Below are 14,862 nucleotides of genomic sequence, written 5' to 3'. Positions count from 1 at the left end.
CCGCCTCGGCGGCCCCGCCGGCTGCGGCGGTTCTCGTCGCGCTCGCCGTCCTGGTCGTCCCGGCTGCGGCCGCCGTCGCGACCGCCGTCGCGGCGACCCTTGCTCTCCTGCCGGTCGTCGTCGTCGCGCTCGTTGCGCCGCCGGCCGCGCTTGCCGCCGTCGCCGTTGCCCGAGCCGAGGGAGATGGCCCGGTTCTCGTCGCGGCTGCCGCGACCCCGGTTGCGCTCCCCGCGCTTGCGCTCGGGCTTCTTCCGCACCAGCACCTTGGCCGGGCGGCTGCCGATGAAGCCGAGGAGGCCGGACTTCGGCTCCTCGAGCACCTTGATCTCGACTTCGTCGCGACGCAGCCCCAACTGGAGCAGCGCCTCGGAGACCGCGTCGTTCACGGTCTTGCCTGTGGTTTGGATCGAATCGCTCATGCTGTCTGGGTTCCTCCGCCGACGGGCGCCGCAGTCCTGTGGATCTGCCAGCTCTGATAGCCTTGCATGATGGTGTTGACCAACCAGTACAGGACCAGGCCCGAAGGCATGTTGTAGAAGATGAAGATCATGACCAGCGGCAGCATCGTGTTCATCATGGCCATCTGGCCGCCGGCTGCGCTGCTCGGGGTGAACTTGGTCTGGAAGTACATGGCGACGGACATCAGGATCGGCAGCACGTTCAGGTCGTTGCCCAGCAGGGGCAGCGCGAACGGCAGCGTCGCGATGGCGTCGGGTTGGCTGAGGTCCTTGATCCACAGCACGAACGGCTGTCCCCGCAGCGCGATGGTGTGGTTCAGGGCCTGGTACAGGGCGATGAAGACGGGCGACTGCACCAGCAGGGGCAGGCAGCCCGCCAGGGGATTCACCTTCTCCTCCTGGTAGAGCTTCATCGTGGCCTGGTTCAGCTTCTCCTTGTCGTTCTTGTACTTCTCCTGCAGGGCCTTCAGCTTGGGCTGGAGGTCCTGCATCTTCTTCATGGACGCGGTCGACGACTTCGTCAGGGGGTAGAACGCAAGCTTCGTGAGCACCGAGAAGATGATGATGATCAGCCCGTAGTTCGGGATGTACCGGTGCATGAAGTTGAGTCCGACCAGGACGATCTTCGCCAGGGGCCGGAAGACCTTCCAGCCCAGGTCCATGGTCTCTTCCAGACCGACTCCGTAGGAACTGAGCAGCTCGGTCCGCTGCGGACCGATGTACATGTCGAGGCGGGCGACGGCGATCTCGTCCCCGACCCCGCGCCGGGCGGGCACGTCGATGGCCCAGCTCTGGGTCATCGTTTCGGTGTCCCCGCCCACGCGGATGCTGCCCTCGACCGGTTCCCCCTGCTCCCGGGGAACGATGCCGACGATGGTGAAGTAGCGGTTCTGCAACCCGGCGAACTGCACCGAGCCGCGCCACTGGTCCGTCACCTTGTCGGCGTTCTTGTGCAGGCCGTTCTGCTTCTTGTAGTGGTAGTCGTCGCCGACGCGGGCCAGGGAGCGCAAGGCGGTCTGCTCCATCTTCTGGTTCCGCTCGGTCGGCGCGATGCCCTGGTTCCAGCCGAACCGGAAGTCCTCCGGGGTGCCGGTCAGATCCAGGGCCGGATGGGCCCGCCCGCCCGCGGCGGCGAGCACCCAGTCGACCTCGATGCCGTACATGTCGGGCCGGAAGGTGAAGATCTTCCGGACCTCGAAGCCGCCCCGGGTCTGCGCGGAGAGGGTCAGGGAGATCGCCCCTTCCCCTTCGCGCAGGGTGACGGCCGGCTTGTCGGCCGTGTACACGAGGCTCGACAGGTCGAGTTCGGCGCTGCGGAAGAGCAGCGCCTCGTTCCCCCGCGCGGGGATGGTCGCGGGCACGAGCTGCACCGGCTCGCCGGTGTGGCTGTCGTACTCCAGACCGTGCCAGCTGACGATGCGGCCGCCGCGCGTGTCGACGGTCAACTCGTACAGCGGGCCCTGCACCCGCACCTCCGACGGCGCCGCCAGCGCGGCGGGCAGGAGGGCTTCGGCCGCGGTCGTCGCCGCGGTCGCGGGCACCGGCAACGAATCCGCGGTCGCCCCGGCCATGAACTCGGCCGGCGTGACTCCGTCCGCGCGGGGCGGAGTCACGGTCGCCGGGTCGGCGGTCGCCACGGCCAGGGAATCGGCCGCGGTCGACGGGGTCTCGGGGGGATAGAATTTCTTCATCACGAAGCTGTAGGTGGTGAAGACGAGGAAGATGAGCACGAAGGCCAGGATGGTCCGCCTATCCATGGAACGAATCTCCGTTGGTCGAGGGAGTCAGGACGCCGCCGGGGGTGGCGATGCGCGGCGTGGCGCCCGGCCCGTCGCCATGACCACGGTGGTCATGTTCGCAGGTGTGGCCGGGAACGGGATCGAATCCGCCCGGGTGCCAGGGATGGCAGCGGGCGATGCGCCGGATCGTCAGCCAGGTGCCGCGCAGGAAACCGTGGACCCGGTAGGCCTCGGCGCCGTAGGCGGAGCAGCTCGGATGGAACCGACAGGTGTTCGGCAGCAGGGGTGAGACCACCCGCCGGTAGACTTGAATCAGGAAATATGGCAAACGCCACATACAGGTCCCGTGGTGCCCCGTCCCGAGAGAGGAAGAACAGGTATGGACGATCAGCACCGGTTGATCAGGCTTCCCCGGGTCTGCCGGCGAGCGGTCGGCTCAGCAGGTCATCGAGTTCCTCCCGCACCTGGCGGGAGTTCGCGTCCAGGATCGCCTGGCGCGCGATGAGCAGTACCCAGAGGCCTTTGTAGTTGTTCGCGTGCCGACCCTCCCCCGTGGGGGCGTCCGGCGCATCGACGGGGGCGGCGCCCGGCGCCGTCGGCCCGTCCGGTTCCCGCAGGAACCTGTCGCGAATCTGCCTGGCGCGGCCCGGCTCGCCCAACAGGCCCGTGCGATGGGCTTCCCGCAGCAGCCTCTTGGCGCGGTTGCGGGCCACGGCGTTGCCCACCTTGCGGCTGGCCACGACGGCGCGGGCCAGATCCGGCGGGGGTGCCGCTGTCGGCGAGGGCGAGGGGTCGGATCGCAGCTCAGGCTCCATCAGATACACGACGACGAGGCGTCCGACTTTCTTGACGCCTTGTCGATAGATCTGCTGGAATTCGCTCTTTCTGACCAGGGACCGCCAGCGGACCTTGCGCTGGTCATTGCTCACCGAATCCATCATGGAAACACTTAGCCTGATCGATCGGGTACGGCGGTCCGAATGGCGTCGCGGGGCGGGACGTGCCGGCCCTTAGGCGGACAGGCGCTTGCGGCCCTTCGCGCGACGGCGCTTCAGCACAAGACGGCCGGCCTTGGTCGACATCCGCTTGCGGAAGCCGTGGCGACGGGCACGCTTGAGATTGCTCGGTTGAAATGTCCGTTTCACGGATCTCGCTCCTTACAACACAGGTTGGCCTTTGAACCGCCCAAGGTTAATGAAGCGGCTCTGCAGTGTCAAGAAAAACGGGAGGTTATCAACATGGTCGATCACGCCCCGACCGAACCCGAAAAATCGCGACCCCGCCGGCGGGCGAACCCGTCCAACCCCCTCAAATTCTCTACTTTCCCAATTTCGAGCAACTTAGATCATCTGATGAAATTTCTGAAAGAAATCCCTTGCTGGCCCCAGATGGCCATGCTAGTTTCGCCCCAGGTGAGAATAACTTCAGATCCAGACATCGAAGTTATCCACATAGCCTGACGGTTGTGGATAACTTTCATTTCTCATCGCGGTTTTTCTCACAACTGCATTAACGTCAATACATTATTGGTTTCCCGCTTCGGGGGACAAGTTCTGGGATAATCCCGGGCTGTTGTTGGGGTTCGTCCCCTCGTTGAGCCTGGATGCCGTCCCAGGTTGGTTCGGAAAGCGAATCAGGGGGAAAACCTCTCCGCAGCGATGAGGTTGTCCGCCGGTCCGGCCGCGGTTCGAAGGCACGCGTCCACAGGGGTCCCGGGAGTTCCATGACCAATCTCGATACATATTGGCCCGAGATCCTGGACGTTGTGCGCCAGAAGGTCGCCCAGCAGACGTTCAACACCTGGTTCAGCCCCCTCAAGCCCCAGAATTCCGAAAACTCGGCCCTCGAGGTCCATTGCCCCGACCGGTTCTTCATGGACTGGTTCAGCGAGCATCATCTCGAGGCGTTGAACGAGGCCGTCACCGTCTATTTCGGCGCAGAGACCGAATGCCGCCTGAAGGTGCCCGAAGGGGGCGAAGCCCTGGCGCCGCTGCCCGTGCCCGCGGCCGGTGACGAAGACGAGGACAGCGCACCCCGGACGGCCGCCCGCCTCGACGGGACGGGGCGCTCGGCGCCGGCCGCCGCCACCGAACCGCTGCCCCGCCGCCAGGCCACCGTGACGAACATCAATCCGGAGTACACCTTCGACAATTTCGTGGTGGGTTCCGGCACCGATCTGGCCTTCGCCGCCGCCACCGCCGTGGCCAACAATCCCGGCGGGCACTTCAACCCCCTCTTCATCCACGGGGGCGTGGGGCTGGGCAAGACCCACCTCATGCATGCGGTCGGCAACGCCATCGCCCGGAGCAATCCCGGTGCGCGCATCTGCTACATCACGGCCGAGAACTTCATGAACGACCTGGTCGCCTCGATCCGCGACCGGCGCACCCCCGAGTTCAAGGCCAAGTACCGCAGCATGGACGTGCTCCTGGTCGACGACGTCGCCTTCCTGACGGGCAAGGAGTCGACCCAGGAGGAGTTCTTCCACACGTTCAATGCCCTGTACGACCTCAAGAAACAGATCGTGTTGACGAGTGACCGCTCGCCGAAGGAGATCACCACCCTGGAGGAGCGCCTGCGCTCCCGCTTCGAGTGGGGCCTGATCACGGACATCCAGCCGCCCAACCTGGAAACCCGCATGGCCATCCTGAAGCGCAAGGTCGAGGCGAACCAGATCATGATCGCCGACGACGTGATCACCTTCATCGCCGAGAACATCACCGACAACATCCGCCGACTTGAGGGGGCGCTCATCCGCCTCCTGGCATTCGCGAGCCTGACGGGTAACGAGATCACCCTGGAAATGGCCTCCGAGGTTCTCTCCTCCTTTTTCCAGGGGAACTCTTCCGGACCTGTGAAGATCGCCGACGTCATGCGCATCGTCTGCGAGGTGCACGACGTGACCGTCGATCAACTCAAGTCCAAGCGACGCACCCAGGACCTGGCCCGGGCCCGTCAGATCGCGATGTACCTGTCACGAGAGATGACGGGCGCCTCCCTCAACCAGATCGGCCGCGCCTTCGGCAACAAGGACCACTCCACCGTGAGCCACGCCTGCCAGAAGATCGCCGGCCTCATGAAGACCGACGCGCGCTTCCGCGGCGCGGTGCTGGACATCCAGGACCGCATCCGGGGTCGTCAAAACCTCCCGAGCTGACGTCGCGCGCCACCCGCACCGTCTCCCGACCGGACGTCGCCCCGTCCGCCACGACTGCTGTCCGCCGCTGTCGGCTCCGCCGGGCCGGCGTCGCCGTCGACCCGTCGGATCCGGCCGCCGCGACGGCGGTTTCCGGCCCGGAATATCCGGGGACAATGCAGGGACAAACCGGGGCACAAGTTCCGGATGGATCGGCCGTCCTCGGGACAACCCGGACGGCCTGGGGAAAAGCGGGATAACCCGGTGGACTTGTCCCGGGGTTTTCCCAAACGGGAAGGAAGTCGCAGCTGGGGTTTGGCCCGTGACGGCGGGACTTCCGGGGAGTTGTCCCCGTTGTCCACACCCCCTTCTACGACCACATCCTTATCTATCAATGAATGGAAGAAGAGAAGAGCCGGGAGAAGGCAGGCCGGACTTGATTGCGGAGGTTTGATCTCCTATCATGGCGATCCTGTCGACGTGGCCCATCTCCTGACCGTTCCGCGGAGGATCCAGCGTGAAGTTCGAAATCCAGCAAGAGGATCTGCAGAAGGCCCTCGACGTCGTCGCCAACGTGGTGCCCGCCAAGACCACCCTGCCCATCCTGACCTGCGTGCTGATGGAAGTCGGCAACGGGCGCCTGACGCTGTCGGCCACGAACCTCGACATCTCGATCACCACCAGCACCGGCAAGGTCGAAGTCAAGGACGCGGGCAAGGTGGCCATCCCCGCCGTCAAGTTCGTGCCCTTCGTGCGCAGCCTGCGCTCGGGCACGGTGAAGATCGCCCAGAAGGGCGACCAGATCACGCTGGTCAGCGGCAAGTCGCGGCTCACCGAGAACACCATGAACGTCGAGGAGTACCCGAAGCTGAAGGCTCTCGCCGAGAAGGACGGGCTCGACGTGGAGGCCAGCCTGCTGATCGACATGATCAACGAGACCTCGTACTCGGTCTCGCGCGACGAGACGCGGCCGGCGCTCATGGGCATCCTCTGGGAAGTGCGGCCCGAGTCGCTCACGCTGGTGGCCACCGACGCCCACCGCCTGGCCCGCAGCGCGCGCCAACTCGACTGGACCGTCCCGGGCGACCGCAACATGATCGTCGACACCGCCGGCCTGCGGCACCTGCCCCGCATCGCGGCCGCCATGGCCGACGAGGACGACGCTTCGGGCAACGTCACCGTCTTCATGGGCGAGAACCAGCTCAGCTTCCGGGCCGGCGCCACGGTGCTGCACACCCGCCTGCTCGAGGGACCGTTCCCCGACTACAACGCCGTCATCCCGCGGGACAACGACAAGGACGTGACGGTCGACAAGGCCGACTTCGTCCAGGCCATCCGCCGGGTGTCGATCACCGCCGACCGCATCACGAGCCAGATCCGGCTGGGCATCGAGTCGGGCCGCATGGAACTGGCCGCCCGCGGCACCGAGGGCAGCCAGTCCGAGGACGAGATCGACGTCAGCTACGACGGCGCCGCCATGGAGATCGGGTTCAACTACAACTACCTGCAGGACATCCTGAAGAACATCAAGTCCGACCAGGTGATCCTCTCCCTGCGCGATGCCCAGAGCGCGGCGCTGATCAAGCCCGTCGACGAGGACGGCGCCGAGACCGGCGTGCTGTGCCTGCTGATGCCGCTGCGCCTCGCCGGGGACTAGGACCACCGGCTTGCGCATCGTCTCGGCATCGGTCGACGGCTTCCGCAACCTGCAGACAGACGACTTCACCTTTTCGCCCCGGGTCAACCTCGTCCTGGGGCGAAACGGTGAAGGGAAGACCAACCTCCTCGAGGCCCTCAACTGGTTCGCCCTCGGCCGCAGCCACCGCGGCGCCCGCAGCGAGGAACTCATCCGCTTCGACAGCGAACACCTGCACGTGGCCCTCGAGGTGGAGGAGGACAGCGGCGCGGTCGTGCGCTGCGAGTACGGCCTCGGCCGCGACGGGGGGCGTCGGCTGCGCATCGACGGCGAACCCCTCAAGCGCCGCGCCGACCTGGTGGGCCGTCTCGCGACCGTCTTCTTCAACCCCGACAGCATCCGCCTCGTGCGGGGCGGACCGGACGGCCGCAGGCAGTTCGCGGACCAGGGCTGGTCCGAGATCGACCCGGTCTACCTGACCCATCTGACGGCCTTCCAGCGTGCCCTGAAGCAGAAGACGGGACTGCTCCGCGACCTGCGCCGCGGCTTCGTCGACTACTCCGAAACCCGCCGGGAACTGGTCGCCTGGAATCGCGAGCTCGCGGGCCACGCGGCGGTCGTCTGTCTCGGTCGGCGCGACTACACGGCGCTGGTGACACCGTTTGCTGGCGAAGCCCACAACAAGCTGCTGGACAACGACTTGCATCTCGAGTTTTTCTATCTGCCGAAACTGGCGTCCGTGGCGCGGGTTTTCACGGAAGCCGGCGCCGCCGACGTCGCGAAAGATGATTTGGAACGGGAAATCCGGCAGGAATTCGACTATATTATGGACTCCGAAATCCGGCGGGGAAGGCCGCTGATCGGACCCCAGCTGGACGACTTCAAGGTGGTCCTCGACGGGGTCGATCTGCGCGTCTACGGCTCCCAGGGAGAGACGCGTTCGGCCGCCATCGCCCTGATCCTGGCCCGCAGCGACGCGCTGTACCGGAAGCGCCAGGTGAGACCCGTACTGTTCTTCGACGACATCTTCAGCGAACTGGATCGGGAGCGCACGCGGAGGCTGCAGGAGATGGCCTCGCACCTGCACCAGGTCTTCATCGCGACGGCGCGTCGTGACGACATCGCCGACTGGCGACCCGAGGGCATGCGTGCCTGGCGGGTGGCCGCGGGCGGTTTCACGGAGGAATGACACGGCGGGGCCCGTCCCCGGGCCCGGCGCGAATCCCGGCCCGGAACGAACCCGTTCGGAACCAGGACCAGATCCCATGCCGCAGGACCGAAAGGGACCAGAACCGGTGTCCCGCATCCTCGAGGGTGCGCTGCGCCAGTGCGGTCTGTCCGAGCGCATGGCCGAGCGGCAGGTGCTGCTCAAATGGCGCGACATCGTGGGCGGCGAGATCGCGGCGCACTCGCGGGCGGTCGACCTGGCCGACGGGGTGCTCGTGCTCGAGGCCGACCACGGGGCATGGCGGCAGGAGGTCTCCCTGCTCGTGCCCATCATCATCGAGAAGTTCAACGCCCTGTGCGGCGCGGGCACGGTCACCGGGATCCGGTGGCGCGACGCCCCGCAGTTCGGGCGCCGGACGCCGGAACGCAAGGGCCGCTGAGGCGCGAGGCCGGACGGCGGGTTCCCGGAGTCATCAGGAGACGTCCGGAACGGAACACCGGACCACACACCAGACGGGTGGATGCATGAGCGAAGACAGGAAGACCAGCGGCAATCCCGGGGCGAAGGAGTACACGGCCCAGGGGATCCAGGTGCTCAAGGGCCTCGAGGCGGTGCGCAAGCGGCCCGCCATGTACATCGGCGACACGAGCCTGCGCGGCCTGCACCACCTGGTGTACGAGGTCGTCGACAACTCCATCGACGAGGCCATGGCCGGCTACTGCGACCGGGTGCAGGTGATCATCGGCAACGGCGACACCATCAAGGTGATCGACAACGGCCGCGGCATCCCCGTCGACATGCACAAGGAGGAGGGCAAGACCGCGCTCGAGGTCGTGCTCACCAGTCTGCACGCCGGCGGCAAGTTCGACAACGACACCTACAAGGTGTCCGGCGGCCTGCACGGCGTCGGCGTCAGCTGCGTGAACGCCCTCAGCGAGTGGCTCACGGCCGAGGTGCGCCGCGACGGCAAGGTCTACTACATGGAGTTCGCCCGCGGCCAGCGCCAGGGCGAGCTGAAGGTCATGGGCGAGTGCCCGCCCGACGAGACGGGCACCATCATCACCTTCAAGCCCGACCACCAGATCTTCCCCGAGCTGGTCTACAACTACGAGACCCTGCGCAGCCGCCTGCGCGAGCTCGCCTTCCTGAACCGCGGCGTGAACATCAGCATCACCGACGACCGCCCCGAGAAGCCCCGCACCGAGACCTTCCACTACGAAGGCGGCATCGTCGAGTACGTGCGCTGGCTGAACGAGGGACGCTCGGTCATCTGCCCGGAGCCCATCTTCTTCGAGGGGGAGAAGGACGGCATCCAGGTCGAGGTGGCCATGGACTACAACGACGGCTACAGCGAGTCGCTGTTCACCTTCGCCAACAACATCAACACCCACGAGGGCGGCAGCCACCTGAGCGGCTTCCGCGCCGGCCTGACGCGCACCCTGAACGCCTACGGCAACACCTCGGGCCTGTTCAAGAAGGACATGAAGGGCCTGACGGGCGACGACGTGCGCGAGGGCCTGACGGCGATCATCGCCGTGAAGATCCCCGATCCGCAGTTCGAGGGCCAGACCAAGACCAAGCTCGGCAACACCGAGGTCAAGGGCCAGGTCGAGGCCCTGGTGAACACCTACCTCGCCGAGTACCTGAACGAGCATCCCCGGGAAGCGAAGGGGATCATCGGCAAGTGCATCGCGGCGGCCCAGGGGCGCGAGGCGGCGCGCAAGGCCCGCGACCTGACGCGGCGCAAGTCGGCCCTCGACTCGGCCTCGCTGCCGGGCAAGCTGGCCGACTGCTCGAGCCGGGTGCCCGCCGAATGCGAGATCTACCTGGTCGAGGGCGACTCGGCCGGCGGTTCGGCCAAGCAGGGGCGCGAGCGGCGCTTCCAGGCGATCCTGCCGCTGAAGGGCAAGATCCTGAACGTGGAGAAGGCCCGCCTGGACAAGATGCTCGGCAACGACGAGATCAAGACCATCATCACGGCCCTGGGCACGGGCGTGGGCACCGGCATCTTCGACATCGAGAAACTGCGCTACCACAAGGTCATCATCATGACCGACGCCGACGTCGACGGCAGCCACATCCGCACGCTCATCCTGACGCTCTTCTACCGGCACTTCCGCGAGGTGATCGAGCGCGGCCACATGTACATCGCCGAACCGCCGCTGTACCGGGTCAAGAAGGGCAAGACCGAGATCTACGCCTACAGCGAGGTCGACCGCGACCGCATCGTGCAGCAGGTGGGCGAGAAGGGCGTGTACATCCAGCGCTACAAGGGTCTCGGTGAAATGAACCCCGACCAGCTCTGGGAAACGACCATGAACCCGGATTCACGCACCATGACCCGCGTCACCATCGACGACGCGGCCGAGGCCGACCACATCTTCACCACGCTGATGGGGGATGAGGTCGAGCCGCGGCGGCGCTTCATCGAGGAGAACGCGGGGAACATCAAGCTCGAGGATCTGGACATCTAGCGGATCCGGACATCCAACTGGCCCGGGCTTCGAGCGGACGGGCCGCGGAAGATCGCCGCGCCACGGACGGGCGCGCCCCGCCCCGGGAATCGCAACGGATCGCCAGGAATCGGAAGAGGCTGAGGAATGTCGGACGACAACAAGATCAACGACGAGAACGGGACGCCGGAAGACGACACGCCCATCGTGCCCGACCTGGGCTCGAGCGGCGAGACCATCGTCGAGGCGGGCATCGTCGAGAAGATGCGCACGAGCTACATCGAGTACTCGATGAGCGTCATCATCAGCCGCGCCCTGCCCGACGTGCGCGACGGCCTGAAGCCCGTGCACCGGCGCGTGCTGACGGCCATGAACGACCTGAACCTGGCGCCCGGCCGCCCCTACCGCAAGTCGGCCAAGATCACCGGCGACACCACGGGCAACTACCACCCGCACGGCACCGCGTCGGTGTACGACACCCTGGTGCGCATGGCCCAGGACTTCTCGCTGCGCTACCCGCTGGTCGACGGCCAGGGCAACTTCGGCTCGGTCGACGGCGACAACGCCGCGGCCGAACGGTACACCGAGGCGCGCATGACGAAGGTCGCCATGGAGCTCATGTCCGACCTGGACAAGGAGACCGTCGACTTCGTGCCCAACTACGACGGCTCGCGCATGATGCCGTCGGTGATGCCGGCCAGGGTGCCCAACCTGCTGATCAACGGCGCCGACGGCATCGCGGTGGGCATGGCCACGAAGATCCCGCCCCACAACATGGGCGAGGTGTGCGACGGCCTGGTGGCCCTGCTCGACAACCCGGGCCTCGAGCCCCACGAGATGCTCGAGTACGTCGAGGGTCCCGACTTCCCGACCGGCGCCACCATCCACGGGCGCAAGGGCATCTTCGACTACGTGACCACCGGCCGCGGCCGCGTGGTGGTGCGCGCCAAGACCGAGACCGAGATCGAGGAGAACGGCCGCGCCAAGATCATCGTCACCGAGATCCCCTACCAGGTGAACAAGGCCTCGCTGATCGAGAAGATCGCGAGCCTGGTGCGCGGGGGCACCATCGAGGGCATCAGCGACCTGCGCGACGAGTCCGACCGCGAGGGCATGCGCATCGTCATCGTCCTGAAGAAGGATGCGTTCCCCCAGGTGGTGCTCAACAAGCTCTACACCCACACCCTGATGCAGACCACCTTCGGCGTCATCAACCTGGCGCTGGTGAACAACCAGCCGAAGGTCATGAGCCTGAAGGAGACGATGCAGGAGTTCCTGAACTTCCGCGAAGAGGTCGTGGTGCGGCGGACGCGCTACGAGCTGCGGAAGGCCGAGGAGCGCGCCCACATCCTCGAGGGCTACCGCATCGCCCTGGACAACATCGATGAAATAGTGGAGATCATCAAGACGAGCGAGTCGGTCGACGTGGCCCGCGCCGCGCTCATGGCCCGCTTCGGCCTGAGCGAGATCCAGGCCCAGGCCATTCTCGACCTGCGCCTGGCCCGGCTGACCGGCCTGGAGCGCCAGAAGATCGAGGACGAGTACCAGGCCCTGGTCGTGCGCATCGCCGAACTGAAGGCGATCCTGGCCGACCGCAACCTCGTGCTGCAGATCATCCGCGACGAGATCGCCGAGGTGCGCGCGGCGTACGCCGACGAGCGCCGCACGCAGATCGTCGAGGACGAGGGCGAGATCGACATCGAGGACCTCATCGCCGACGAGCCCATGGTCGTGACCATCAGCAACCAGGGCTACGCCAAGCGGATTCCCGTCGACACCTACAAGCAGCAGGGCCGCGGCGGCAAGGGCATCGCGGCCATGGGCACCAAGGACGACGACTTCGTCGACAACATGTTCATCGCCTCGACGCACCAGTACCTGCTGGTGCTCACCGAAAAGGGGCAGCTCTACTGGCTGAAGGTGCACCGCATCCCCAAGGGCGGGCGCACGGCCAAGGGCACGCCGCTGGTGAACCTGATCCAGATCCAGCCCGGCGACAAGATCCACGCCGTGGTGCCGGTGCGCGAGTTCGCCGAGGACAACTACCTGGCCTTCGCCACCAACCTGGGCGTCGTCAAGCGCACGCCGCTGACCGACTTCTCGAACGTGCGGCAGGCCGGCATCCGGGCCATCAACCTCATCGAGGGCGAACACCTGGTCTCGGTGCGCGTCACCGACGGCAGCAGCCACATCCTCATGGCGACCAGCGACGGCATGGCGATCCGCTTCGACGAGAACGACTCGCGCAGCATGGGTCGCACCGCGCGCGGGGTGCGGGGCATCAACCTGGCCCCGGGCCAGAGCGTGGTGGGCATGGTCGTCATCGGATCCGACGAGGAGCAGCCCGGCGCGCTGCTCGCCATCACCGAGAACGGCTACGGCAAGCGCACGCCCCTGGACGACTACCGCATCCAGCGGCGCGGCGGCAAGGGCCTGATCACGATCAAGTGCAGCAAGCGCAACGGGCCGCTGATGGCCATCCGCGACGTGACGCCGGGCGAGGAGCTCATGGTCATCACGCGGGGCGGCATCATGATCCGCCTGGCCATCGACGACATCAGCGAGCAGGGCCGCAACACCCAGGGTGTGCGGATCATCAACCTGAAGGGCGACGACCTCGTGGGGTCCATCGCCAAGATCTCGCAGGACGAGCTCGGCAACGGCGGTGCCGACGAGGACGACGACTCCCCGGATCTCGCCCCGGACGAGAGCGCGGAGCCCGCTTCGGATGCGTAACCGACCGGAACCCGCCAACCCCCCGGGCCGCCGCGGCCCGGGGCGCGCCGCGGGGGTGGGAGCCGGAAAGACGCCCTCCGGGCGCCCTGCGGGCTCCTCCGGGCGGCGGCCGATTCCCGGTTGAATCCCCTTCCCCGCTCACCCTAGTATCACGCCATGATCACGAACGCGTGCCGATCCCTGTTCCGCCGCACCGCTCGTCCCCGCACCCTGCGCCGTCGCGACGGCCGCCGGGCCGGGGTCGGACGCCTCGGCGTGTCCGCCCTCGTCGTCGTCGTGGCGCAGCTCGCGGTTGCGGCGGCCCTGGCGGCGCCCCCCGTGCACACCTTCGACCTGGGCGCCGGCTACGCGGCCCAGGTGCGCGCCGACGGCGGGCTGTGGGTGGGGTCGGGCGCGACGCCCCTGCTCGAGGCGATTCCCCGCGACATCACCACCGGACTGCGCCAGCGCCACCGCGCCGCCGTCCCGTTCACCGCGGTCACCGCCGAGGGAGCGCCGGGCGGTCAGCGCGGCTTCTCGGTCCGGCGTGACGACGACCAGGACGGCCGCGTCGACGAGGACCGGCTCGACGGACGGGACAACGACGGCGACGGCCTGATCGACGAGGACTTCGCCGCCATGGGCGACGCCATGGCCGTGGTAAGCCCCGACCCGGCGGTGCACTTCACCTACGTGCACTGGAACGCCGCACACCTCGGGTCGCTGCTCTTCCTGATGGCCGAGGCGCCCACCGGCGCCTATGGCATCGATCTGGGCCGCGGCGCCTGGAGCGAGCAGACCCTCGTCGCCGAGCGGCACGACCTGACCGGCCGCCCCGAGACCGCGCGCGCCACGGCCTTCGTGGGCCGGCCCGATGCCGCCGACGCGCCCTGGATCGGCGTGATCGTGCTCGATCCGGGCCCGGTGCCGCGGGTGGTGCTGGAGGATGCAAGGCTTGATATCCGATTGCAGGACAAGGCGTTGCCGGTGGCGATCGCGATTGCCCCCACGCGGATGCAGTTGAGCCGCATGCTGAACGAGGCCGTGCGCGTGCGCCGGGGCGTGGTCGACCGGGTCACCGGCGAGCGGGCGGCCTGGATCGCGCCGCCCCTGTGCGCGCGCTGCCGCCTGGCCGAGTCCGCCGCCGCCACCTGGCGCCGCGACGACCACGGCCGGCTCCACCTGACCATGTCCGTCGCGGCCGATCGTTCGGGCGCCGTCGATCCCGACCTCTTCCGCATCGGGGGCCGGCCGCTCGGTCCGGTGAGCGAGATCCGCTGGGAGCCGAACGACGGCCCGGGCCGCACGCTCGTCTGGGATGCGACCGCCCGCGCCGCCACGCCGGCCGGGCCATGGCGCGAGCTCGCCGCCGCCACCGCCCACGGGGCCGTCGGCCGGCTGGAGTTCGTGTTCCCGCGGGACGAGTCCCTGAGCCGCCTCGTCCTGGACGGTCGCCTCGAAGGGGTGTACCGCGACGGCCGGCCCTTCCGCGCCGAATTGGCCGCCGCGCCCGTCATGGCGGGTCTGGGGGGCGAGGCGTCGGTGTCGGCCGAGGCG

Annotated in this window: 12 protein-coding genes; 7 read left to right on the top strand and 5 right to left on the bottom strand. The window is 67.4% G+C overall.

Features of this window, described 5'->3' with window-relative positions; all coding sequences use genetic code 11:
* The 5 genes from KDM41_13585 to rpmH form a co-directional block, all read right to left on the bottom strand.
* The coding region (locus KDM41_13585; GenBank protein ID MCB1184455.1) for a Jag N-terminal domain-containing protein at nucleotides 1–419 on the bottom strand (419 nt) is incomplete at its 3' end.
* Nucleotides 416–2,215, bottom strand: coding sequence for a membrane protein insertase YidC (gene yidC / locus KDM41_13580; protein ID MCB1184454.1), 1,800 nt, complete (start codon nucleotides 2,213–2,215; stop codon nucleotides 416–418). The genes yidC and KDM41_13585, both read right to left, overlap by 4 nt.
* The gene (gene yidD / locus KDM41_13575) at nucleotides 2,208–2,534 is read right to left on the bottom strand and encodes a membrane protein insertion efficiency factor YidD (protein MCB1184453.1); all 327 of its coding nucleotides are present in this window, start codon (nucleotides 2,532–2,534) and stop codon (nucleotides 2,208–2,210) included. The genes yidC and yidD overlap by 8 nt, the downstream gene beginning before the upstream one ends.
* Nucleotides 2,535–2,598: 64 nt before the next feature.
* Nucleotides 2,599–3,126 (bottom strand): ribonuclease P protein component, encoded by a 528-nt coding sequence (gene rnpA / locus KDM41_13570; protein MCB1184452.1) that lies wholly within the window; start codon nucleotides 3,124–3,126, stop codon nucleotides 2,599–2,601.
* Nucleotides 3,127–3,207: 81 nt separating this feature from the next.
* Complete coding sequence (gene rpmH / locus KDM41_13565) at nucleotides 3,208–3,342, bottom strand: 50S ribosomal protein L34 (protein MCB1184451.1); 135 nt, start codon at nucleotides 3,340–3,342, stop codon at nucleotides 3,208–3,210.
* 578 nt (nucleotides 3,343–3,920) lie between these two features.
* Between rpmH and dnaA the strand changes: the two genes are divergently transcribed.
* The 7 genes from dnaA to KDM41_13530 form a co-directional block, all read left to right on the top strand.
* Nucleotides 3,921–5,354 (top strand): chromosomal replication initiator protein DnaA, encoded by a 1,434-nt coding sequence (gene dnaA / locus KDM41_13560; protein ID MCB1184450.1) that lies wholly within the window; start codon nucleotides 3,921–3,923, stop codon nucleotides 5,352–5,354.
* Between the two features lie 496 nt (nucleotides 5,355–5,850).
* Complete coding sequence (gene dnaN, locus KDM41_13555) at nucleotides 5,851–6,990, top strand: DNA polymerase III subunit beta (GenBank protein ID MCB1184449.1); 1,140 nt, start codon at nucleotides 5,851–5,853, stop codon at nucleotides 6,988–6,990.
* A gap of 10 nt (nucleotides 6,991–7,000) precedes the next feature.
* Nucleotides 7,001–8,158 carry a DNA replication/repair protein RecF gene (locus KDM41_13550; protein ID MCB1184448.1) on the top strand — a complete coding sequence of 386 codons (1,158 nt, stop codon included), beginning with the start codon at nucleotides 7,001–7,003 and terminating at the stop codon, nucleotides 8,156–8,158.
* A gap of 106 nt (nucleotides 8,159–8,264) precedes the next feature.
* Nucleotides 8,265–8,576 (top strand): DUF721 domain-containing protein, encoded by a 312-nt coding sequence (locus tag KDM41_13545; protein ID MCB1184447.1) that lies wholly within the window; start codon nucleotides 8,265–8,267, stop codon nucleotides 8,574–8,576.
* A gap of 85 nt (nucleotides 8,577–8,661) precedes the next feature.
* A complete protein-coding gene (gyrB, locus tag KDM41_13540; GenBank protein ID MCB1184446.1) occupies nucleotides 8,662–10,611 on the top strand; it encodes a DNA topoisomerase (ATP-hydrolyzing) subunit B in 1,950 nt (649 codons plus the stop codon).
* 126 nt (nucleotides 10,612–10,737) lie between these two features.
* The gene (gyrA, locus tag KDM41_13535) at nucleotides 10,738–13,326 is read left to right on the top strand and encodes a DNA gyrase subunit A (GenBank protein MCB1184445.1); all 2,589 of its coding nucleotides are present in this window, start codon (nucleotides 10,738–10,740) and stop codon (nucleotides 13,324–13,326) included.
* A 156-nt stretch (nucleotides 13,327–13,482) separates the two neighbouring features.
* Nucleotides 13,483–14,862, top strand: a 1,380-nt coding sequence (locus tag KDM41_13530) for a hypothetical protein (protein MCB1184444.1), incomplete at its 3' end; no start/stop codon positions are given.

This window comes from bacterium (genome assembly GCA_020440705.1).
Lineage (GTDB): Bacteria > Krumholzibacteriota > Krumholzibacteriia > LZORAL124-64-63 > LZORAL124-64-63 > JAGRNP01.
The sequence above is the reverse complement of the archived record's forward strand: the minus strand, read 5'-3'. Positions and strand labels throughout refer to the sequence as shown.

Coding starts and splice junctions, on each gene's coding strand:
- yidC (MCB1184454.1), bottom strand. CDS start 2,215: ATGGATAGGCGGACCATCCTGGCCTTCGTGCTCATCTTCCTCGTCTTC.
- yidD (MCB1184453.1), bottom strand. CDS start 2,534: ATGTGGCGTTTGCCATATTTCCTGATTCAAGTCTACCGGCGGGTGGTC.
- dnaA (MCB1184450.1), top strand. CDS start 3,921: ATGACCAATCTCGATACATATTGGCCCGAGATCCTGGACGTTGTGCGC.
- gyrB (MCB1184446.1), top strand. CDS start 8,662: ATGAGCGAAGACAGGAAGACCAGCGGCAATCCCGGGGCGAAGGAGTAC.
- gyrA (MCB1184445.1), top strand. CDS start 10,738: ATGTCGGACGACAACAAGATCAACGACGAGAACGGGACGCCGGAAGAC.